Here is a 21,330-nt window from a genome sequence, read left to right on the forward strand (position 1 = left end):
ACGGGCGGGCTCAGAAGCCGGCGATGGGCAGCAGCGGCAGGTTGATGCCGAGCAGGAATTCGAACAGCGCCCACATCGGCACCGTGATGCACAGCCCGATGATCGCGTCGCGCACGATGCGGCGGCTGCCGTAGCCGCGCGCCACGCAGACCATCAGCAGCGTCGACGACAAGACAAAGCCGAGCGTGCCGATCAGCGCCATGTTCAGCACCAGGCCCGCGGCAACCCAGACGAAGCCGACGAAGTTGTGTGGCGCGTTGGGCAGCTCGGCGTCTTCTTCCGGCATGTTGCGGAAACCGCCGCGCACGCCCTGCCAGGTCAGCAGCGCGCCGCACACCGCCAGGCCGATCGCCACCAGCGTAGGCACGAAGCGCGGCGACAGGCCCGCATAGCCCTCGTCGCCGGTGATGCCGGACAGGCCGAGGAAGAAGAACAGCGAGATCGCCAGCACGGCGATGCCGATGGCGAGGTGCGAGGGTTTCATGGAGACTCCTTGGCCATGTCGCCGGGCCGCGGGGGCGGGCGTGCGCGACGCTGGCGGATGCTGCCCGCGCGGCGGCGGGGCCCAGTGACATGTGTTGTTGTCTTCGGTATCGCAGGTGGACACCGGGCCCCGCGCCGTGTTTCCGGCCGCCGGGATCACCGGCGGCGTCGGCAGGCACGACAGGTAAAGCGAGAGTAGTTAGGGCGGCAGGCAGGGCGCGGCAGTCCGCGCGCCTGGCGCTGTGTTACTTGGCCACGCCCAGTTCACGCAGCGTGCCACCCAGGCGGGTCGATTCGCTGTCGACGAACTTGCCGAACTCGTCCCCGGTCAGCAGGAACGGGGTCCAGTCGTTCTTCTGCAGCGTGTCCTTCCAGGCCTTGCTCTCGGTGGCCTTGACCACCGCGTCGATCATGGCCTTGCGCTGCTCGGGCGTGATGCCCGGCGCGCCGTACACGCCGCGCCAGTTATAGATCTCGACGTTGACGCCTTGCTCCTTCAGCGTCGGGATATCGGCAACGCGGTCCTTGGACGTGACCGCCAGCGCGCGCATCTTGCCGCTCTTGATAAAGGGCAGGAACTCCGACACGCCGGCGATGCCCACCGTCACGTGCCCGCCCATGATCGAGGCCGAGGCTTCGCCGCCGCCCTGGAACGGCACGTAGTTGACCTTCTTCGGATCCACGCCGCTTTCCTTGGCGACCAGGCCGGCCAGGATATGGTCGATCGAGCCCTTGGAGCCGCCGCCCCAGCTGACGCTGCCCGGGTTGGCCTTCAGTTGCGTGGTCAGGTCCTTGATCGACTTGATCGGCGAGCTGGCCGGCACGGTGATGACCATGGTGTCGGCGAACAGGCGCGCGATCGGCGTGGCGTTCTTCAGCGTGACCGGCGGCTTGTTGGTCTCGATCGCGCCGACCATCACGGCACCCACCACCATCAGCGCGTTGGGATTGCCCTTGTCGGTGTTGACGAACTGCGTCAGCGCGATGGTGCCGCCGGCGCCGCCCTTGTTGTCGTACGAAGCGGCCTTGGCCTGGCCCGCGGCGATCATCGCCGCGCCCAGCGAGCGGCCGGTCTGGTCGAAGCCGCCGCCGGGATTGGCGCCGATCATGACCTTGACGTTGTCCATGGCGAAGGCGGGTGCGGCCACGGCAGCGGCTGCAAGGGTGGCGGATGCCATCACGGCATGGGCGAAGCGGAAATAGGTACGGCGCATGGCGGTCTCCTTGGTAATACCGGTGATCGCTTGCCAGTCGATGGCGGCCGCGATCCGACCCGGGGGTTCCGGCGGCCACGGCGTTGCGGGACGGGATGTGCGCCCGGGGCGTGCGCATCAGCGCGGCTTCGGGCTTGTCTCCTGTCCGGCGCGGCGGGGGCTGGCCGGGACTGTTCTTGGATTTTGGTGAACGTCAGGCCGGAACTTCCGGCCTTGGGGCGGATTCTAGGCGGGGGAAACTGTCAAAAGGCTGTCAAATCGGGGGAGAGGGGGGTGGGGTTTACGTGGATGGAGGAGAGTGGACGGGTGGAAGGGCGGCACTTCGTGGAGACGCCGGCACTGAAACACCACCTCACCCCGCCGGCTTCGCCTGCAGGCAAGGATCCTTGCGCCCGACCGCCGGCACCACCACCGCCCTATCGAACTTACCCTCTTCCGGCGCGTTTTCCACATAGCCGATGCTGAGCGCCTGCGCTGCGTCACCGCCCAGCCAGCGTGGCACCCCCACATCGCGCCGCACATGCCCGTTCCCCGCGATCAGCACCGCGCCGCGACCCGCATAAGGCCGCAACGCCTGCGCCATCACCGCGTCGCGCGCGGCCTGTGCCGCCAGCATGCCGGGCAGCATCGCCTTGGGGAAATTGCCGCAATGCCCGTGGTCGAGCACCGCGGTCTGCGCCGCCACCAGGTCCGGCGGCAGCGCGCCGGTCAGGCCAAGGCGCTGCCGCTCGGCCGCGGAAAACAGCCCGTCGAGCCCGCCGCGCACGATCTTGCCCGCATCGGCGCGCGACAGGTTGGCGGCGACCAGCGGCAAGTCATACTGCAGCGCCAGCGCCACCACCGGCTTGTACAACGGCCACTGCCACGCGCCCCCGCCGGCCTGCGCGATCAGGTAGTCGGCATCGCGCGGGCGCTCGCGGCGGGCCCGGTCGATGTCGGCCTGGCGCTCGCGGTCGAACTGCTCCATGGCGATGGCCGGGCGCCAGCCTTGCTCGATCGCGCGGGTCAGCGCCTCCAGCCGCTGCTGCTGGCCGATGGCGTTGTCGTGGACCTCGCCCAGCAGCACGTAGGGCTTGCCGGCGAAGTCAGCGCCGAGCGCGGATGGCGCCGGCCCCGGGGCCGCACAGCCGGCGCTCAGCACGGCAACGGCAGCGGCCAGCGTGGCGGCCGCGCACAAACGGAATGAGATCACGCGGTCTCCCTTATCTCGTTTCAGTCGCCGGCACCGACGCCTGCGGCGGCGGCTGCTCCGGCACGTACACCATCGATCCGTCCTGCATCCGGTACGCCACGCCGGCCTTGATGCCGTCGCCGCTGCCGACCTGGCCGCTGGCCTGGTAGCGCACCACCTTCTCGCCCTGGCGCGACACGATCTCCATGTTCGGCTTGCCGGGATTCTTGATGATGGTGACGTCATCATGGGTGAACGGGTTGGCCGGGTTCTGCGCGATCGCCACCAGCAGCGCGGCGATCACCACCAGGAACACGTCGATCAGGTTCACCACCGACAGGATCGGGTCGTCGGCCTCGCTCTCTTCCAGGAACTTCATTCGTCCACCTCCCACTGCGGCCGCGACTGCGCCAGCCACACCAGTTCCTCAGCCAGCCAGCGCCGGCGCACGTTGACCACCCAGAACGTGATGCTGGCCGCGATCAGCGCCAGGATCACCGCGGAGAAGGCGATGGTGAGATTCTCGCCCACATTGGCCAGGTTGCCACCCGACAGCCCCTTCAGCGCCGGGCCCATCGGGATCATGGTCGCCACCAGCCCCAGCATCGGCGCCACGCGCGTGGCAATGCGCGGGCGCTCCAGCAGGCGGTGCGCGGCGACGTCGAGCGCGTCGGCATCGGCCACCTTGTGCCTGCGCGCCCAGGCCACCAGCACGTAGCCGCGCCCGCTGGCGACCGGATGGCGCGCGCGCAGCCAGGCCTGCATGGCGAATTCGCCGAGGGCCCAGAAGGCATAGAGAAACAGCAGCGCGATCAGCGCCAGCGTCGGGATCAGGAACAGCTGGCCGACGTCGTACATCAGGGTTTCGAGCAGGGTGGGTGTCATGTCTTGTCTCGTTGAATGCGATGGATATCCTGGTGGCCTCAGCGCCGTTCCGGCAGCCAGCTGCCGGATGCAGCGACCTGGCGCCGCCGCGCGCTGAGCGCGCCGCCCGCGATCGCCGCCGCCAGCGCGATGCCGCCGGCCAGCCACGACAGCACCGGCACGATCTCGGCCGCGGGCGGCTTGCGCTCCACCAGCTCCATGCCTTGCACGGGCTGCGGCGGGTTCGGCGCGGGTGCGGGTGCCGGAGCGGGTGCCGCGACGGCAGGCTGCGGCGGCGTTGGCGCCGGCGCCGGACGCGGCGCCGCAGCGCGCGGCTGCAGGCCATAGCCCGGCGCGGCGGCGCGGGCCTGCTGCTCGCGATACTGGTTGAACGCGCGGTTGTGGCTGAGGATGTCGTGCCGCTGCGCCAGGTCCTGATAGCGCTGCGCCAGCGTCTGCAGCAACTTGCTGTCGGCTTTCCAGTAGCCCTTGCGCGCGGCCTCGAGCATGCGCTCGATCACCTGTGCCTGGGCCTGCGGCGCGTGCTGTTCGAACCAGTCGTTGAGGCCGAGCTTGTGCTTGTCGTTGACATAGACCTCGGCAAACTCGGTCCACTGGTCGTCGCGCACGATCTCGGGCGAGACCGCGGTCCAGCCCCAGAAGTTGTTGACGGTGTCGAGCACGTTCAGCGCGCCGCTGTAGCCCTCGGCCTTCATGCCCTCGATCCAGCCGGGATGGAAGTAGCGCGTGCGCAGCTCGCTGGCAAGGAAGCCGGCGGCGGTCTCTGTGCGCGCCTGGCTGGCATCGCGCAGGTTGGAGATCAGCAGCTCCGGCGCCTTGCCGGTCAGGTGGCGCACCGCCAGGCCGATGCCGCCGAGGTACTGGAACGGATCGTCGGTGGTGAGCATGCCGTACAGGTTGGAGCTGCGCGCCAGCAGCGCGCCGTCGACGCCCTTGAGGTTCTCGGCATACAGGTTGACCTGCGGCAACGCCTCGCCCCAGTGCTGCTCGTCCGGGCCGTAGGCGTACTGCATGCGCGCCAGATACAGCCTGGCCAGCTTGTCATCGGCCTGGCGGCCGCTGCCGAAGGTGTCGGTCGCCAGCGCCGCATCGTTCAGGCCGGTGCCGTAGTTGCCCGATTCGCTGGCAAAGATGCGCGTCACCGCGAGCCCGTCCAGGCGATCAGCGGGGACCTTGAGCCGGGCCAGGCGCTCGCGCACCGCGCGCGTATTGGCGGCGACCACGTTGCCGGGCTCCGGCTGCGCGGCGGCCACCTTGACGGCCTCGGCCAGCCACTTCATCAGGTTGGGGAAGTGGTCGCGATAGAGACCCGTCGCCGACAGCACCACATCCACGCGCGGACGCCCCAGTTCCGCGGCGGCAATCGGCTCGACACCGACCACACGACCGCCGTCGTCCCACTTCGGCCGCACGCCCAGCGCCGCCATCGCCTGCGCTTCCAGCATGCCCTGGTGGCGCATGGTCTCGACGCTCCACAGCGAGAACGCCAGCTTGTCGGGATAACGGCCATGGCGCTTGCGCCAGTCGGCGATCATCGCCTCGGCGGCGGCCTGGCCAGCCTTCCAGGCTTCGCGGCTAGGGACCTTGGAGGGATCGAAGCCGTACAGGTTGCGCCCGGTCGGCAAGGTGTCGGGGTTGCGCACCGGATCGCCGCCGGTGCCCGAGTGCAGGTGGCGACCCGCCAGCGCGGTCAGCAGCCCGGCGTTTTCCGGCGTGGCATCCAGGCTGGCATAGAGTTGCCGCGCGCGCTGCATGTCTTCGCGCTGGCGCGCATCGCGCAGTTCCTCCAGCGGCGCGCCCTCGGCCACATAGCGCCGCACCATCGCATAGGGCGGCGTCTGCGCCAGCTGCGCGTAGTCGACCGCGAACAGTTCTTCCGGCTCGTCGGGGAACACGCGCCTGAGCCAGTCCTTGCCGAGCATCGCCATGGTTGTGTACAGCCGCAGCCCCGGGTCCTGCGACTGGCCGAAGGTGTGCAGGCCATAGGGCTGCAGCGCGCCGCCGAGTTCATGCAGGTGGATGTGCAGCGCATCGAGATAGCCGCTGAAATCCGCGCGCGCCCGTGCCGCGCTCCAGCCCATGTCTTCGAACAGATGCATCGACGCGCTGCGCGACAGGATCTGCTGGCGGATGGTGTCCTTCACCGCGCCTTCGTCCTGCTGCAGGTACGCGTGCAACTGGTCGTGCAGCGCGACCAGGTCGGTATGCAGCCCGGCCGGCCGGAATGGCGGCGTCTGGTGGCTGACGATCACGGCGCGGCCGCGGCGCTTGGCCTGGATCGCTTCGCCGACATCGTCGACGATATACGGATAGATCACCGGCACGTTGCCCAGCACCAGGTAGGGCTGGTCGGTGACCGACAGGCCGCGCTCCTTGCCCGGGGTCCATTCCTGCGTGCCGTGGGTGCCGTAGTGCACCAGCGCCTCGCGGTCCTGGCGCGCCCACAGGTAGGCCGCCATGTAGAAGTGGTTCAGCGGCGTGGTGGTGGAGTGGTAGAGCGCCTTCTCGTCCGACTCATTGCGCTCGCCGCGCGGCGGCACCGGCATCAGCGCGACGTTGCCGAGCTGCAGCCGCGGGATCACGAAGCCGGCCTCGCCACGGCGCATGGTCGCCATCGCCGATTGCTCGGGATTGCCCCAGCGCTGCGCGACCGCGGCGCGGAACGGCGCGGGCTGCGCGTCGTACCAGCGGCGGTATTCCGACATCGGCATCCACACCGCGAGGCCGGCATCGAGCAAGGGCTCCAGCCTGCCGCTGCGATAGAAGGGTGCCAGCAGCGCGCCCAGGTCGCGCTGCAGCCGCGCTTCGTCGGCGGCCTCGGTGGTGTAGCCCGCCGCGCGCAGCGCCGCCAGCGTGCTGGCCAGGCTCTTCGGCAGGTTCAGGAACGACGCCGACAGGTTCTTCTCGCCGGCGGGATAGTTGTAGTACAGGATCGCCACGCGCTTGTCGGCGTTGGGCAGGTGGCGCAGCCGCGCCAGCGCCAGTGACTTGTCGGCCACCGCATCGAGCTGCGCCGGCAGGCCGACGATAGCGCCGTCGCCCTTGGCCGTGGCGGCGGCCAGCATGGGATCGATCACGCCGGCCAGTTCGGGCTGCACCAGATAGAACGGCGTGTCGGTCAGGCTGATGCCGTGCGGGTCGTCCTGCCACGCCTGCGCGTCGCCCTTGCGGTAGGGCATGACCTGCAGCACCGGCACGTCGAGCTGCTCGAACTCGGCCTTGCGGCCATGCGGGTTCAGCATGATCTGGCCGTTGACCAGCACGTCGACCAGGCGCTTGCCGCCGGGCATCGCCATGCGCGTGATGCCGTCCGCATCCATCACCGGGCCGTAGAACGTGAGCACGCGCGCGTGGCGGGCTTCGAGGCGAGCGATGAGGTCGTCAATGAAGGCGCTGTCGAGGCCGGACACATAGGCCTGGTGGATGGCGATGCCGATCACCGGGCCGCTGCTGCCGGAGGCCGCCAGCGCTTCCTGCGGCGAGGTAGTGATCACGCCGGCGAGCCTGGGGTGGTAATAGGCGGCCTTCGGGAACACCACGGGCGCCGGGATGCCATCGTCGCTGCGCAGGTGGAACTGGCGGGCCGCGATCGTGCGCATCATCGCGCCGAAGTTGCCGCGGCCGCCGTTGACGTAGTACGCCTGCAGCCGGGCGGCGAGCTTGTCGTCGACACCGTGCGCCTCATGGCGGTCGGTGGCGATCAGCACGCGCGGCACGCGCGCCTCGCGCCACAGCGGACCGAGGCGCTGCAGCATCGCGGTCACGATGTGATCGCGCGGCGCATCGACGATCAGCAGGTCGGCGTTGTGGATAAACGGCGCGACCTCCTGCGCCGGCATGCGCTCCAGGTACTGCGCCTCCAGCGACATGCCCTGGGCCTGCGCCAGTTCGCGCAGCGGGCCGAACTTGCCCGCCGGCACCGGCGAGCTGGTCAGGATGGCGATGCGCGGCGCGGCAGCCTGCGCCGCGCCGGTCCACATCAGCAGGCACAGCAGCGCCCAGAGCCAGCGCGAAGTTATCGTTTGTGAGGACATGCGTTACCTCCTTGAGCCGGCGTGACTCAGAACGACAGCTTCAGGCTGGCGGCGAAGGTGCGGCCCGGCTGCGTGTAGAAGTCCACGCCGGGCTCGGTCGCCGAGACGCCGGTCTGGCGCACGTCGCCCCACAGCCAGTACTTCTTGTCGAACAGGTTGTTCACCGACAGCGCCAGGCTGACATGGCGGTTGAAGCGCCACCACGCCTGCAGGTCGACCACGCCGTAGCCGGCGGGCTTGAAGTAGGTGAACGACGAATCGTCGGTGCGCGTCACCGGGCGCGCGCCGCGCCAGCGGATCGCAGCACCTTGTCCTTGCACACGCTCCCACGTCAGCCCGGCACTGGCGCGCAGCGGCGAGACGCTGTTCAGCGGCTGGCCGGTCTGCTCGTTGTTGCCATGCGCGTACGCCACCGCGCCGTCGATGCGCCATTGCGGCAGGAAGCGCCACACGCCGCGCCACTCGGCGCCGTAGATGCGCACGCTGGTCTGGTTGCGGTACTGGTAGGTCGCGCGCAGGCCGGGCAGGCATGCGGGGTCGGACGGGCAGGTCAGCTGCACCTGTTCGATGAAGTCGCGGTAGCGGTTGTCGAACAGCGCCACGCTGGTCTGCACGTTGTCGCTGGTATAACGCGCGCCGATTTCGAACGAGCGGCTTTTCTCCGGATCCAGGTTCGCGTTTGGCGCCGCGCCATAGCCCTGCACGGGGTTGCGGAAGCTGCCGTTGACTTCCTGGTAGTTGGGCGCGCGGTAGCCGAACACGTATTGCGCCCACAGGTTGACGTGGTCGGTCGCCTGCCACAGCGCCGACAGCTTGGGCGACAGGTGCGAATCGCTCTTGCTGACCGCCGGGCGGCCGCCGGCATTGCTGTAGACCAGGTCATCGCCATCGGGCGAGAGCGAGTAATGGTCGAAGCGCAGGCCGGGCGTGAGCGTGAAGCGGCCATCGAAGAAGCGCATCTCGTCCTGCGCGAACAGGCCGGTCTGGCGGGTCTCGCCGGTGGGGAAGTCGTGGATCGGGAAAGTCTCGCCGGCCAGCGTCTTGGTGGTGGTGCCGGTGGTCAGGTTGCGCACGGTGCCGTCGCGCGACTCCGACGAGCGCACGCGCATGAAGTCCACGCCGCCGATCAGCCGGTGCTCGACGCCGCCGGTGGCAAACGACTTGTCCCCCTGCAGGTTGAAGCCGGTCTGCTCCTGCTTGAAGCCGAAGCCCAGCGAGACGTTGCACAGGCTGGTGCCGCGCGTGGTGGCCGAGCAGCCGGTGCTGGTATTGCTGCGCACCTGGTTGGTCAGCGTGGTGGTCTCAGACTCCTGGTAGTAGACCTGCGCGGCCAGGCGGTCGAGCACGCCGCTGGCCGGCTTCCACTCGTAGTCGAGGCTGACGCGGTCGCGGCTCAGGTCTTCATTGCCATTGGCGGCGGTGACGCGCGGCAAGGCCGTGGACAGGCGCAGCAGCTCGGTGTCGGTGTTGCCGTCGCGATGCTCGTAGGTGAACCCGAACTTGTGCGCCGGGCTGGCGTTGAGCAGGATCTTGCCCAGCCACGCCTGCGTGCGCACGTCCTGCGGGTTGGGCCGGGTGCGGTTGACCGAGCTGGAATCGTCGCTGCCCATGTTCTTCATTTCATGCGCGTTGCGGTTCGCGTACATGAACAGGCCCTGCAGCGTGTCGCTGCCGCCGGCCACGCCCGCAGTCTGGCCGAAGCCGTTGTCGATGCCGTTCCAGTTGAGCCCCAACTCGCCGCCGACCTTGCGGCCCTGCATCAGGTCCGACGGATCCTTGGTCGCGTACGCCACCACGCCGCCGATCGCATCCGAGCCATACAGGCTCGACGCCGGCCCGCGCAGCACTTCGACGCGCTTCAGGAACCAGAACTCCGGCGCATCGCGCGTCGAGCTGGAGATGTTCGACGGCCCGCCGCCATTGAAGAAATCGGGCAGCCGCACGCCGTCGACCATCTGCAGCACGCGGTTGTCCTCGATTCCGCGGATATTGATGCTGCCGGCGCCGAAGCGGCGGCGGTCGCGCGGCACGTCGATATCCGGCTCGTCGGCGAACAGGCCGGCCTCGTCGACCGGTTGTGCCCGCTCGACCTGGCGCGCATCGCGCGTGGTGATGGTGGAAGCGACCGCGTCGGCGCGCTCTGCGGTGCGGGTGGCGGTGACCACCACCTCATTGAGCGCAGCGAGCGTGGTGGCGTTGGCGATGGCAGGCGCGCACAGCGCCGCGCACACGGCGGCAACAGGCGTGACCCGGACGGTGGCGCGCAGGCGCGCCAGGCAGCGACGTTTCATGGATTCTCCCCAAATGAAAGCGGACGCTGGCTGGCTGGAAACGGGGGCGTATGGCTGGCTCGCGTGGAGGCGCTACCTGACGGCGGAATGCCATCGCAACTGGCGCCTCGTTTTTGTTAACGAGAATTATTATCGTTTACTGTGAACGCGGTAAAGCGCTTCACGCATAGGATGTGGTGGCTCTACCACATAGACGGCATGTTGTCGGCTGGATAGCCGTGCTCGGGGTAGCTCCCGGTGCCATGCAAACTTTGTTTGCAGAGAGGTTAGCAACCTACTAACATGCATGCATGCCATCGAATTCACCAGGCAGGCCGCGCAAGCGTTGAAGGCAATGCCGAGGAATGTCGCAGCAACGATCCGGGCAAAGATCGACGTGCTCGCCACGAATCCCTACGCACCCAATCCGAATGCGACCCGGCTCGCGGGGCGGCCCGGCTACCGCTGCGGGTGGGAGATTGGCGCGTGCTGTACCAGATTGAAGACGGCCGGCTTGTCATCCTCGTGGTGGCGATCTGTCCGCGAGGAAGTGCCTACCAATGACCAACATCCAATTCATCCAGCGCGATGGCCGTCGCGAGTTTGCCGTGGTGCCCATCGAGGTCTGGGATCGCGTCAAGCATCTGATCGAAGCGAGCGATGACGTCATCCTGTTTGACGCCGCCACGGAACAGGACGACGGCTTCCGCGTGCCGGCCGCCGTGCTCGACGCCGAACTGGCCGGCGATCATCCGGTCAAGGCGTGGCGCAACTATCGCCGGCTGACGCAGGATGCCCTCGCGCGGGCCGCGGGCCTGAGCAAGCCGTATCTCAGCCAGATCGAAAATCGCGCGCGCGCTGGCAGTGCCGAAGCGCTGCGCCGGCTGGCGCAGGCCCTGGACGTACCTGGCGACATCCTCGCGGAATCGGGCGCGTAGCCGGCTTTCCAGCCATCGCGCTCAGTGCTGCTGCACCGTCTCCCCGCTCACCTTCTCCGGCAACCGGTTGCCGTCCGCATCGATCTGCAGCGGCCCGGTGCCGGAGAACCGGTCCAGCGCGAGGTAGATCACCGGCGTGATGAACAGCGTGATCACCTGCGAGAACAGCAGCCCGCCCACCACCGCCAGGCCCAGCGGCTGGCGCAGCTCGGCGCCGGCGCCCAGGCCCAGTGCCAGCGGCAGCGCGCCCATCACCGCGGCGAAGGTGGTCATCATGATCGGCCGAAAGCGCAGCAGGCATGCCTGCCGGATCGCCCGGGCCGGGGTCATGCCCTGCTCGCGCTGCGCCGCCAGCGCGAAGTCGATCATCATGATCGCGTTCTTCTTGACGATGCCGATCAGCATCAGCACGCCGATCACCGCGATCAGCGACAGCTCGACGTTGAAGATAAACAGCGTCAGCAACGCCCCCACCGCCGCCGAGGGCAGGCCAGCCAGGATGGTCAGCGGGTGGATGTAGCTCTCGTACAGCACCCCCAGCAGCGTGTAGATCACCGCGATGGCCGCCACCAGCAGCACGATCTGCGTCGCCTGCGACGACTGGAACACCGCCGCGTCGCCGCCCCAGCTGGTGAAGATCGAGGTCGGCATGGCGATCTCCTGCTTGTAGCGGTCGATGCGCGCGGAAGCGTCCCCCAGCGCCGCGCCCGGGGCCAGGTTGAACGACACCGTCACCGACGGCAGCTGCCCCTGGTGGTTGACCGCGATCGGGCCGACCCGGCGCTCGGTGGTGGCGAAGGCCGACACCGGCACCATTTGCCCGGTCTTGCTGCGCACATAGAGCTTGGAGAACGCGCTTTCGTCGGTGCGGTCGACATCGGCCGCCTGCAGGATCACGTAGTAGTTGTCGATCGGCGTGTAGATGGTCGATACCTGGCGCTCGCCGAAGGCCGAGTACAGCGCGGTGCGCACGTCCTGCATCTGCACGCCGAGCGCATTGGCCTTGTCGCGGTCGATGGTCAGGTGCGCCTCGAGCCCGGACTGCTGCGAGTCGCTGGTGACGTCGCGGAACAGGCTGTCGGCGCGCATCTTCGCCATCAGCTGGTCGGAGTAGTCCTGCAGCTGACCAGCCTTCACGCTCTGCAGCGTGTACTGGTAGCGGCTCTTGCTCTGGCGCCCGCCCAGCTGCAGGTTCTGCACCGGCGCGAAATACACCGCCAGTCCGGGTACCCCGGCGACGTCGCGGCGCAATGACTCGATCACCTTCGGCATGGCCCCGCGCTCGCCGCGCGGCTTCAGTTCGACGAACATGCGCCCGGTGTTGATCGCCGGCGACGGACCGCCGCCGATGGCGACCACGATGCTCTTGACCGCCGGGTTGGCGCGCATGCGCTCGGCCGCGTCGCGCAACCGCTCCGACATGGCGTCGAAGGAAATATCCTGCGGTCCTTCGGCATTGACGCGGATCTGGCCGATGTCCTCTTCAGGGAAGAAGCCCTTGGGGATTGCCACGAACAGCACCGCGGTCAGCACGAAGGTCAAACCCGCCGCCGCCAGCACGGTGCGCCGGTGCGCCAGGCACCAGTCCAGCCCGCGCGCATAACGGTGCAGCGTGAACTCGAACAGGTTCTCGAACCACTGCGTCGAGCGCATGCCCAGGGTTGGCTTCTGCGGCGCCGCGGGCTGCGCCACCGCGTGGTCGCCATAGGCGTGGTGCGACTCATCCACTGGCACGTTCTCGGCCGACAGGAAGCGCGCGCACAGCATCGGGATCAGCGTCAGCGACACCAGCGCCGACACCAGGATCGACAGCGACACCACCGCGGCGAATTCGTGGAACAGCAGCCCGATCACGCCCGGCATGAAGAAGATCGGGATGAACACCGCCACCAGCGAGATCGAGATCGACAGGATGGTGAAGCCCATCTCGCGCGATCCCACCAGCGCGGCCTTCAGCGGCGGCACGCCTTCCTCGATATGGCGCACGATGTTCTCGAGCATGACGATGGCATCGTCCACCACCAGCCCGACTGCCAGCGTGATCGCCAGCAGCGAGACGTTGTCCAGGCTGTAGCCGAACGCCTTCATCAGCGCCACCGTGCCGATCAGCGAGATCGGCAGCGACACGGTGGGGATCAGCGTGGCGGCGGCGCGGCGCAGGAACAGGAAGATCACCATCACCACCAGCGCCACCGTCAGCGCCAGCGTGAACTGCACATCGTGGATCGATTCGCGGATCGAGTTGGAGCGGTCGTTGACAACCGCCACATTGACCGAACCCGGCATCTGCGCGATCAGGCGGGGCAGGGCGGCCTTGATCGCATCGACCACCGCCACGGTGTTGGCGTCGGGCTGGCGCAGCACGGCCAGCACGATCGAGCGTTCGTTGTTGAGCCAGCTGCCGGTCTTGATGGTCTCGACGCTGTCCTCGACCTCGGCCACGTCGGACAGCCGCACCAGCGCGCCGTTGGGCTGGCTGGCGACGATGATATTGCGGAAGGCATCCGCATTGGTCAGCTGCCGGTTGGCCTGGATCGTCAGGGTCTGGCGCGCGCTGTCGAGCGTACCCACCGGGGTGTTGGCGTTGGCGCGGTTCAGCGCGGTGGCCAGCTCGTCCAGCGTCAGGCCGCGTGCCGCCAGCGCATCGGGGTGCGCGCGCACGCGCACCGCAAAGCGCTTCTGCCCGAAGATCTGCACCTGCGCCACGCCCGGCAGCGTCGCCAGCGTGGGCGAGATCAGGTTGTCGCCGAAGGCATTCAGGTCCGCCAGGCTCATCGCCGGCGAGTTGATCGCCAGCAGCAGCACCGGCGCGTCGGCCGGGTTGACCTTGCGGTACGACGGCGGCGTCGTCATCTCGATCGGCAGCGAACGCTGCGCGCGGAACAGCGCCGCCTGCACGTCCACGGCCGCGTCGTCGATATCGCGGTCGCTGTTGAATTCGATGGTGATGCTGGAATTGCCGAGCGTGTTCGACGAACTGATCACCGACACGCCGGGGATGGTCGCGAACTGCTTTTCCAGCTGCGTCGCCACCGATGCCGCCATGGTTTCCGGGCTCGCGCCCGGCAGCGTCGCGGTGACCTGGATCACCGGCGAGTTGAAGCTGGGCAGCGCGGCGATCGGGATGGTCGGATACAGCACGATGCCGGTGACGATCACCGCCAGGCACAGCAGCACCGTCATCACCGGACGGCGGATGCAGAGTTCCGAGAGCGTCATGGCTCAGTGCCCCGCGCTGGCAGGGCGGGCGGCGTCGGCGCCGGAAGCGCCGCGGGCGGCGGCCTCGCGCACCAGCGCGCCGGGGCGCAGGTTCTGCGTACCCTCCACCACCACGCGCGCGCCGGGCTGCACGCCCTCGACCACGGCCGCGGCGGCGGTGGTGGTCACCACCCGCACCGGCACGCGCGCCACCTTGCTGTCGGGCTGCACCACATAGACGAAGCGGCCCTCGGGCCCGGTCACCACCGCCTGCGGCGGCACCGACAGCGCGTCCTTCAGCGTCTGCACCACGGCGCTGACGGTGGCATAGGTGCCGGGCCACAGCCGCTGCTCGTCATTGTCGAACTGGGCCTTGACGCGGATGGTGCCGTACTGCGGATCGACCGTGTTATCCACAAAGCTGATGCGGCCGGTCACCGGCGCCTGGTTGCCGTCGTTGGGCTGCGCGGTGACCTGCACCGGGCCGGCGCGCAGCGCCTCGCGCAGCGCTGCCAGCTGGCGTTCGGGCAGGCTGAAGGTGACGGCAATGGGCTGCACCTGGGCGATCGTGACCATCGGCTGGGTGCTGTTGGGCAGCACCAGCGAGCCCGGGAAGGCGTTGATCACGCCGGTGCGGCCGCTGATGGTGGCGCGGATGGCGCCGTAGCTGACCGCCACGCGGCTGGCCTCGATCGCGGCCTGGTCGGCGCGCACGGTGGCGGCAAGGCCGTCGGCCCGCGCCTGCGCGGTATCGACCGCGCTCTTGGAGATGAAATTGCGCTGCAGCAGCTCCTGGCTGCGCGCCAGCGCGCGGCGGGCATCGGCCAGGTCGGCCTGGTCGCGCAGCAACTGCGCCTGCGCCTTGGCCAGGTTGGCCTCGTCCATGCGGGTATCGAGCGAGAACAGCAGGTCGCCGGGCTTGACGGTCTGACCTTCCTTGATATGGACGGTGCGCACGGTGCTGGATACCTGCGGCCGCACCTCCACCGTGGACAGCGCGGTGACATTGCCGTTGGCCGAGACCTGCAGCGGCACGTCGCCCTGCTGCACCGGCGCGGTCGACACCACCGCCGCCGCAGGCGGCTTGGGCGCGGGCTTCGGCGCCAGCCAGGTACGCCATGCGAACCAGCCCATGCCCGCGACGGCGAGCACCACCACCACTGCCAGCCACGGCGACACGCGGCCGCGCCCGGTCCCGGCGGCCGCCCTCCAGTTGCTGTCGACGAAGCCCTTGGGCTGGTCGATCCTGTCAGATTTCATATTGTGTGGACCCTCTGCCCCGCGTCTTCAGCGCCACTCCCCGTGTACCGCCCGGCATGTTGTGCCCGATTGCTGCCGGTGCGTGTCGCGCAAAGACTCTACTAGTACCGCGCTTCGCCCGCCGGAGCCAGCGCCGCGTATTACAGTCCGTTACAGGGGTGCAAGGGTCTGGTAATGCCCGGCGCCGGCAAACGCCGTCCGGGCCACAGGGGAGGCCGGAGATGTGTGTAGCGGGGCGCTTGTATGGTTAGACAAACATTATCAGAAAAGCTGCCGCCGGCCATCGCGGCGCCACTGATTTACGCTGTCCACCGACAATTCCCGTGGTCCGGCCTGCACAATCACGGCGTCACCGGCACGCACTTCGCCCTTCAGCACCACGCTGAGATAGACCCCGGAGTAGCCGCTCTGCACCATGTCCCGCACCGCATGGCGATACCCCAGCGCGGCGTTGAACTTGTAGCAGGGCTGGCGCGGGGCTTCCACGCGCAGCAGGGCGGTGCCGACCCGCACCAGGTCGCCGATCCATAGCGCGGACTCCAGCAAACCCTCCAGCGTCAGGTTTTCCCCCATCGCGCCGTAGGGCAGCGGCGGCCCCGAGTCGGGCTGGGCGCAGGCGCGGCGGCGGGCATTCCACCAGGCGTAGTGCTCAGAGGGGTAGGCGTAGACCGCCTTGTCGAGGCCGCCGTGCACCGTCAGGTCGCCCTGCTCGTCGCCCGCCAGGCCCTGTTGCTGCACCTGGACCCGCAGCGGGTGCAGCAGCGTGCTGACCGGATGCTTGCGAATGCCCGACAGCACCACCGCCTCGGTGCCCGCACCCGCCACCACCAGCGGGATGGCCTTGCCCAGGCTGACTGCCAGCACGCGTGCAAGGCCCGGCCAAGGTCTCGAATCGCTCACGTGCGCCCCCGCTTCGTGGTTGTGGAAAGGGATGTGGATAAGCTGCGGATATCCCTGAGGATAACGGGGCGGATAACGCTGTGGACAAGTGCTTGGTGCGGTTCCTCACAAGGCGCCGGCGGGGGGGCGTGGCGCGTGTTTCAGACTGGAATCAGAGCTGCCGGGCTGCCGCTTGCGCGGGCTGCCAGCGGCAGCCCAGCAGGCGCGCGCGCTGCGACACCGCCAGCGCCGCCAGCATCAGCGCCGCCGCGCCCCAGTGCAGCGTGTCGGGCCCGGCCAGGGTATAGATCGCCGCGCCCGCCATGGCCCCGGCGGCCTGACCCAGGTAGATCGAAGAGGAATTCAGCGAGATCGACACCGAGGCCCGCTCCGGCGCCAGCAGCACCAGCCGCGCCTGCTGGGCGCTGTTAGTGGCAAAGCCGCCCACGCCCCACAGCATGAACAGCGCCACCAGCGCGACGCTGCCCAGCCCGGCCAGCGGCCACAGCACCATCGCCGTGATCGAGGTCAGCAGCGTCACCTGCACGATCCGGCTGGGCGTGACCCGGTCCATGCGCGACGCCGCCATGGCATTGCCGAACACCCCGCAGGCACCGTAGGCGAGGAACATCAGGCTGAGCGCGCCGCCGCTGATGCCATGGACGTCGCGCATCAGCGGCGCGATATAGGTAAACAGCGTGAACATGCCCGCCGACGAAATCATGGTAGTCAGCACCACCAGCATGACCGGCTTGTGGCGCAGCACCGCGCCCCAGGCCTCGCGCCCGGCCGGCGGCACCATCAGCCCGCGCGGCAGCGCGCGCCACACCGCCGCCGCCACCAGCAGCGCCATCACCCCCACCAGCGCCATGCTGACGCGCCACCCCAGCGTGCTGGCAATCCACGTCCCCAGCGGCACGCCCACCACGCTGGCAATGCTCCAGCCAAGGAACACGAAGCTGATGGCGCGCCCGCGGGTCTGCGCATTGACCAGCAGCGGCAGCGTGGCCGCGGTCTGCGGCGTATAGATGGCCGCCCCGATCGCGGTCAGGAAGCGGATCGCCATCAGCGCCGCAAAGCTCGGCGCCAGCGCCGCAGCCACGTGCATCACCCCATAGACCAGCAGCGAGCCCGCCAGCAGCAGCCGGCGGTCGATGCGCGACCCCAGCGTGGCGAACAGCGGCGCTCCCACGCAGGTGGCCAGCGCGAACACCGATATCAACTGCCCGGCACTGGCCGCGCCCAGCCCGAAGTCGCCGGCAATGTCGTTCAACATGCCGGTGACGATCATCGCACCAGTGCCGATGACAAAATTGCCGACGCAGAGCGTCACGAGCCTGGGGTCCATGCCGGCCTTGGGAGAGGGATCGGCGCGGAGGGCGCCTTGTTGTTGTCAGGGCTGCCGCGGGCCATGGCAGGCCGGGCGGTAAGGGAAGTCCCGAGTGTAGCGGTTTCGGGATATTCGCGTTCGCGGAGGGACAGGCAGGCTCCGGCCGCAGCCAACACCGCCCGAAGAAGGCTCCCCTCGCCCGCTTGCGGGAGAGGGGGAGAAAACCGGCGGGCGCCGAAGCGCCTCAGCGCGTCAACACCGGCGCCAGCGCCTTCGGGTTGACGATGCAGTCGTGCTTGCCACCGAGCACATCCAGGATGTTCTGGAAGGCCGTGCGGAAATACAGCTCGTAGCTGTCGCGCTCCACGTAGCCCAGGTGCGGCGTGCAGATGCAGTTTTCCATGCGCAGCAGCGCGTGGCCCTGCAGGATCGGCTCGGATTCGAAGACATCGATCGCCGCCATGCCCGGGCGGCCCCGGTTCAGCGCGGTGACCAGCGCGTTCTCTTCGAGCAGTTCGGCGCGGCTGGTATTGACGAACAGCGCGGTCGGCTTCATGGCGGTCAGGTCGGCCTGCTTGACGATGCCGCGGGTGTCGTCATTCAGGCGCAGGTGCAGTGACAGCACATCGCTGTCGGCGAACAATTGCTCCTTGGATGGCGCCACGTCAAGGCCGTCGGCACGCGCGGCTTGCTGGGATGCCTCGCGGCCCCAGACCAGCACCTTCATGCCGAAAGCGCGGCCATAGCCGGCCAGCAGCCGGCCGATCTTGCCGTAGCCCCAGATTCCCAGCGTCTGGCCGCGCAGTACCTGGCCCAGGCCGAAATTAGGCGGCATCGTGGTCGATTTCAGCCCCGACTGCTGCCACGCACCATGCTTCAGGCTGGCCACGTACTGCGGAATGCGGCGCTGGGCGGCCATGATCAGGGCCCAGGTCAGTTCGGCCGGCGCCACCGGCGAGCCCACGCCTTCCAGCACCGCCACGCCGCGGTCGGTGGCGGCATCCAGGTCAATATGGCTGCCAGGCCCGGCGCCGACCCGGCCAGTCTGGCTGATCAGCTTGAGTTTCGGCAGTTTTTCAAGCAGTTGGCGGGTGATGCGCGTGCGTTCGCGGATCAGCACCACGGCTTCCACGTCTGACAGGCGCGCCGCCAGCTGGCCTACGCCCTTGACGGTGTTGTTGAACACCTTGACGTCGTGCCCCTCCAGCAGGCTGAAGCAAGGCAGCTTGCGCACGGCATCCTGGTAATCGTCGAGTACGGCAATCTTCATCGGCAACCCTGGTTATCTTCGGGACGTTGTGCCAGTTGGTGCGCGCGCCCACCGAGGCGCGCGCCGGCCAACAGTATTGTTGTGAAACGTTTGCGAACCCGCACCGGCGCGCCGCAACCCTGGTGGCAGGCGCGGCCAAATACCGCGCCGGCCGACGCCGGCAATTGTTGCGCAGCAAAAAACAGGGGGGTGCGCCAGTGGTATCCTTGCCCGCTCCGGTGCCGCCGCGGATTGTCGGTCGAGCGTTGCTCCCGTCACGCCGCTGCCTCCGGACAAAGCCCGGCCGGCAACTGCAGGCCCCGCTGCGCGGGCGAAGCGCCACTGTAGCGCAGCCGCCGTGGCCGCCGCGACCTTTTGCGCAAACCGGGCCGCCGCGGAGTTGTAACGGGATGTGACGCTCCCGATGCGGCCCTTGCAGGACACTGCAGGGACACAGCAGCAGTGACGGTTCCGCCCCCGGCACACATGAGAACCCGCCGGCCAGGCTTTGCAAGGATTCCCTCCCTTCCTTCCCTTTACAAACCTGGAGTTTGCAGTATGAACCACCCCACGATGCAAGGTACGGCAGCCGTCAATGCGCCGGCCTGGGTCAAGCACCCCAAGCTGATCGCCTGGGTCGCGGAAATCGCCGCGCTGACCAAGCCCGACAATATCTACTGGTGCGACGGCTCGCAGGAAGAATATGACCGCCTGTGCGAACAGATGGTCGCCGCCGGCACCATGAAGCGGCTGAACCCGGCCAAGCGCAAGAACTCCTTCCTGGCCCTGTCGGACCCGTCGGACGTGGCCCGCGTCGAAGACCGTACCTTCATCTGCTCCGAGCAGCGGGAAGATGCCGGCCCGACCAACAACTGGACCCCGCCGGCCGAGATGCGCCAGACCCTGGCCGGCCTGTTCGACGGCTGCATGCGCGGCCGCACCCTGTATGTGGTGCCGTTCTCGATGGGGCCGCTGGGTTCGCCGATCGCCCATATCGGCGTGGAACTGTCGGATTCGCCGTACGTGGCGGTCAACATGCGCATCATGACCCGCATGGGCAAGGCCGTGTACGAGGTGCTGGGCAGCGACGGCGCCTTCGTGCCGTGCGTGCACACGGTGGGCAAGCCGCTGGCCGCCGGCGAGAAAGACGTGGCGTGGCCGTGCAATCCCACCAAGTACATCGTCCATTTCCCGGAAACGCGCGAGATCTGGTCGTTCGGCTCGGGCTACGGCGGCAATGCGCTGCTCGGCAAGAAGTGCTTCGCGCTGCGGATCGCCTCGACCATGGGCCGCGACGAAGGCTGGCTCGCCGAGCACATGCTGATCCTCGGCGTGACCTCGCCCGAAGGCAAGAAATTCCATGTCGCCGCCGCCTTCCCGTCGGCCTGCGGCAAGACCAATTTCGCCATGCTGATCCCGCCCAAGGGCTTCGAGGGCTGGAAGGTCACCACCATCGGCGACGACATCGCCTGGATCAAGCCGGGCAAGGACGGCCGCCTGTACGCGATCAACCCGGAAGCCGGCTACTTCGGCGTGGCGCCGGGCACCAGCGAGAAGACCAACTACAACGCGATGGCGACGCTGAAGGAAAACGTCATCTTCACCAACGTGGCGCTGACCGACGACGGCGACGTGTGGTGGGAAGGCATGACCAAGGAAGCGCCCGCGCACCTGATCGACTGGCAGGGCAAGGACTGGACCCCGGAGATTGCCAGGGCCACCGGCGCCAAGGCCGCGCACCCGAACGCGCGCTTCACCGCGCCCGCGTCGCAATGCCCGTCGATCGACGACAACTGGGACAACCCGGCCGGCGTACCCATCGATGCGTTCATCTTCGGTGGCCGCCGCTCGACCACGGTGCCGCTGGTGACCGAGGCGCGTAACTGGACCGAAGGCGTCTACATGGCCGCCACCATGGGCTCGGAAACCACCGCGGCGGCCGCCGGCCAGCAAGGCGTGGTGCGCCGCGACCCGTTCGCCATGCTGCCGTTCTGCGGCTATAACATGAGCGACTACTTCGGCCACTGGCTCGAACTGGGCAAGAAGCTCGAAGCCGCGGGCGCAAGGCTGCCGAAGATCTACTGCGTCAACTGGTTCCGCAAGGATGCCGACGGCAACTTCGTGTGGCCGGGCTTTGGCGAGAACATGCGCGTGCTGTCGTGGATGATCGACCGCGTCGAAGGCAGGGGGCAGGGCGCCGAGCATGTGTTCGGCACCTCGCCGCGCTACCAGGACCTGAACTGGAACGGCGTCGAGTTCTCGCCGGCGCAGTTCGAGCAGGTGACCTCGATCGACCGTGACGCCTGGCAGAAGGAACTGACGCTGCACGACGAGCTGTTCACGCAGCTGAAGCACCACCTGCCGCAGGCGCTGGCGCAGACGCGCGCGGCACTCGGCAAGCGACTGGACGGCTGAGCGC

The 21,330-nt window shown here is 68.4% G+C and carries 15 protein-coding genes; 3 read left to right on the forward strand and 12 right to left on the reverse strand.

Annotated features, from left to right (window positions below; genetic code table 11):
* Positions 1-10: 10 nt before the first annotated feature.
* The 7 genes from U9J39_RS17355 to U9J39_RS17385 form a co-directional block, all read right to left on the reverse strand.
* Positions 11-484, reverse strand: a complete 474-nt coding sequence (locus tag U9J39_RS17355; protein ID WP_115678991.1) for a tripartite tricarboxylate transporter TctB family protein — start codon at positions 482-484, stop codon at positions 11-13.
* A 244-nt stretch (positions 485-728) separates the two neighbouring features.
* Entirely contained in the window at positions 729-1,697 is a 969-nt protein-coding gene (locus U9J39_RS17360) for a tripartite tricarboxylate transporter substrate binding protein (protein ID WP_326347619.1), read from the reverse strand.
* Positions 1,698-2,049: 352 nt separating this feature from the next.
* On the reverse strand, positions 2,050-2,886 hold the full coding sequence (locus tag U9J39_RS17365) for a ChaN family lipoprotein (protein ID WP_442784903.1): 837 nt from the start codon (positions 2,884-2,886) through the stop codon (positions 2,050-2,052).
* A 13-nt stretch (positions 2,887-2,899) separates the two neighbouring features.
* Positions 2,900-3,247, reverse strand: a complete 348-nt coding sequence (locus U9J39_RS17370; RefSeq protein ID WP_326347621.1) for a DUF2149 domain-containing protein — start codon at positions 3,245-3,247, stop codon at positions 2,900-2,902.
* Positions 3,244-3,753 (reverse strand): MotA/TolQ/ExbB proton channel family protein, encoded by a 510-nt coding sequence (locus tag U9J39_RS17375; protein ID WP_115678988.1) that lies wholly within the window; start codon positions 3,751-3,753, stop codon positions 3,244-3,246. The genes U9J39_RS17370 and U9J39_RS17375 overlap by 4 nt, the downstream gene beginning before the upstream one ends.
* Before the next feature lie 38 nt (positions 3,754-3,791).
* The gene (gene cobN, locus U9J39_RS17380) at positions 3,792-7,787 is read right to left on the reverse strand and encodes a cobaltochelatase subunit CobN (RefSeq protein WP_326347622.1); all 3,996 of its coding nucleotides are present in this window, start codon (positions 7,785-7,787) and stop codon (positions 3,792-3,794) included.
* A 26-nt stretch (positions 7,788-7,813) separates the two neighbouring features.
* Positions 7,814-10,078, reverse strand: coding sequence for a TonB-dependent hemoglobin/transferrin/lactoferrin family receptor (locus U9J39_RS17385; RefSeq protein WP_326347623.1), 2,265 nt, complete (start codon positions 10,076-10,078; stop codon positions 7,814-7,816).
* A gap of 282 nt (positions 10,079-10,360) precedes the next feature.
* Between U9J39_RS17385 and U9J39_RS17390 the strand changes: the two genes are divergently transcribed.
* Both U9J39_RS17390 and U9J39_RS17395 read left to right on the forward strand, forming a co-directional pair.
* Positions 10,361-10,621 (forward strand): type II toxin-antitoxin system RelE family toxin, encoded by a 261-nt coding sequence (locus U9J39_RS17390; RefSeq protein ID WP_326347624.1) that lies wholly within the window; start codon positions 10,361-10,363, stop codon positions 10,619-10,621.
* Positions 10,618-10,995 (forward strand): helix-turn-helix domain-containing protein, encoded by a 378-nt coding sequence (locus U9J39_RS17395; protein ID WP_116311938.1) that lies wholly within the window; start codon positions 10,618-10,620, stop codon positions 10,993-10,995. The genes U9J39_RS17390 and U9J39_RS17395 overlap by 4 nt, the downstream gene beginning before the upstream one ends.
* A 21-nt stretch (positions 10,996-11,016) precedes the next feature.
* Here the strand turns inward: U9J39_RS17395 and U9J39_RS17400 are convergent, their stop codons facing one another.
* The 5 genes from U9J39_RS17400 to U9J39_RS17420 form a co-directional block, all read right to left on the reverse strand.
* On the reverse strand, positions 11,017-14,214 hold the full coding sequence (locus U9J39_RS17400) for an efflux RND transporter permease subunit (protein ID WP_326347625.1): 3,198 nt from the start codon (positions 14,212-14,214) through the stop codon (positions 11,017-11,019).
* A 3-nt stretch (positions 14,215-14,217) separates the two neighbouring features.
* Positions 14,218-15,453: an efflux RND transporter periplasmic adaptor subunit gene (locus U9J39_RS17405; protein ID WP_116311936.1), complete on the reverse strand. Its 1,236-nt coding sequence runs from the start codon at positions 15,451-15,453 to the stop codon at positions 14,218-14,220.
* 261 nt (positions 15,454-15,714) lie between these two features.
* A complete protein-coding gene (locus U9J39_RS17410; RefSeq protein WP_115711425.1) occupies positions 15,715-16,353 on the reverse strand; it encodes an MOSC domain-containing protein in 639 nt (212 codons plus the stop codon).
* A gap of 151 nt (positions 16,354-16,504) precedes the next feature.
* Positions 16,505-17,680: an MFS transporter gene (locus tag U9J39_RS17415; RefSeq protein WP_326347626.1), complete on the reverse strand. Its 1,176-nt coding sequence runs from the start codon at positions 17,678-17,680 to the stop codon at positions 16,505-16,507.
* Between the two features lie 226 nt (positions 17,681-17,906).
* A complete protein-coding gene (locus tag U9J39_RS17420) occupies positions 17,907-18,932 on the reverse strand; it encodes a D-2-hydroxyacid dehydrogenase family protein (RefSeq protein ID WP_326347627.1) in 1,026 nt (341 codons plus the stop codon).
* 537 nt (positions 18,933-19,469) lie between these two features.
* Between U9J39_RS17420 and U9J39_RS17425 the strand changes: the two genes are divergently transcribed.
* Positions 19,470-21,326 (forward strand): phosphoenolpyruvate carboxykinase (GTP), encoded by a 1,857-nt coding sequence (locus tag U9J39_RS17425; RefSeq protein ID WP_326347628.1) that lies wholly within the window; start codon positions 19,470-19,472, stop codon positions 21,324-21,326.
* Positions 21,327-21,330: the final 4 nt, after the last annotated feature.

This window comes from Cupriavidus sp. SS-3 (assembly GCF_035818815.1).
GTDB classification, from domain to species: Bacteria; Pseudomonadota; Gammaproteobacteria; order Burkholderiales; family Burkholderiaceae; genus Cupriavidus; species Cupriavidus taiwanensis_C.

What these genes read in the sequence shown, in the direction of transcription:
- U9J39_RS17355 (WP_115678991.1), bottom strand. Translation starts at nt 484, where the DNA reads ATGAAACCCTCGCACCTCGCCATCGGCATCGCCGTGCTGGCGATCTCG.
- U9J39_RS17360 (WP_326347619.1), bottom strand. Translation starts at nt 1,697, where the DNA reads ATGCGCCGTACCTATTTCCGCTTCGCCCATGCCGTGATGGCATCCGCC.
- U9J39_RS17370 (WP_326347621.1), bottom strand. Translation starts at nt 3,247, where the DNA reads ATGAAGTTCCTGGAAGAGAGCGAGGCCGACGACCCGATCCTGTCGGTG.
- U9J39_RS17375 (WP_115678988.1), bottom strand. Translation starts at nt 3,753, where the DNA reads ATGACACCCACCCTGCTCGAAACCCTGATGTACGACGTCGGCCAGCTG.
- cobN (WP_326347622.1), bottom strand. Translation starts at nt 7,787, where the DNA reads ATGTCCTCACAAACGATAACTTCGCGCTGGCTCTGGGCGCTGCTGTGC.
- U9J39_RS17385 (WP_326347623.1), bottom strand. Translation starts at nt 10,078, where the DNA reads ATGAAACGTCGCTGCCTGGCGCGCCTGCGCGCCACCGTCCGGGTCACG.
- U9J39_RS17390 (WP_326347624.1), top strand. Translation starts at nt 10,361, where the DNA reads ATGCATGCATGCCATCGAATTCACCAGGCAGGCCGCGCAAGCGTTGAA.
- U9J39_RS17395 (WP_116311938.1), top strand. Translation starts at nt 10,618, where the DNA reads ATGACCAACATCCAATTCATCCAGCGCGATGGCCGTCGCGAGTTTGCC.
- U9J39_RS17400 (WP_326347625.1), bottom strand. Translation starts at nt 14,214, where the DNA reads ATGACGCTCTCGGAACTCTGCATCCGCCGTCCGGTGATGACGGTGCTG.
- U9J39_RS17405 (WP_116311936.1), bottom strand. Translation starts at nt 15,453, where the DNA reads ATGAAATCTGACAGGATCGACCAGCCCAAGGGCTTCGTCGACAGCAAC.
- U9J39_RS17415 (WP_326347626.1), bottom strand. Translation starts at nt 17,680, where the DNA reads ATGGACCCCAGGCTCGTGACGCTCTGCGTCGGCAATTTTGTCATCGGC.
- U9J39_RS17420 (WP_326347627.1), bottom strand. Translation starts at nt 18,932, where the DNA reads ATGAAGATTGCCGTACTCGACGATTACCAGGATGCCGTGCGCAAGCTG.
- U9J39_RS17425 (WP_326347628.1), top strand. Translation starts at nt 19,470, where the DNA reads ATGAACCACCCCACGATGCAAGGTACGGCAGCCGTCAATGCGCCGGCC.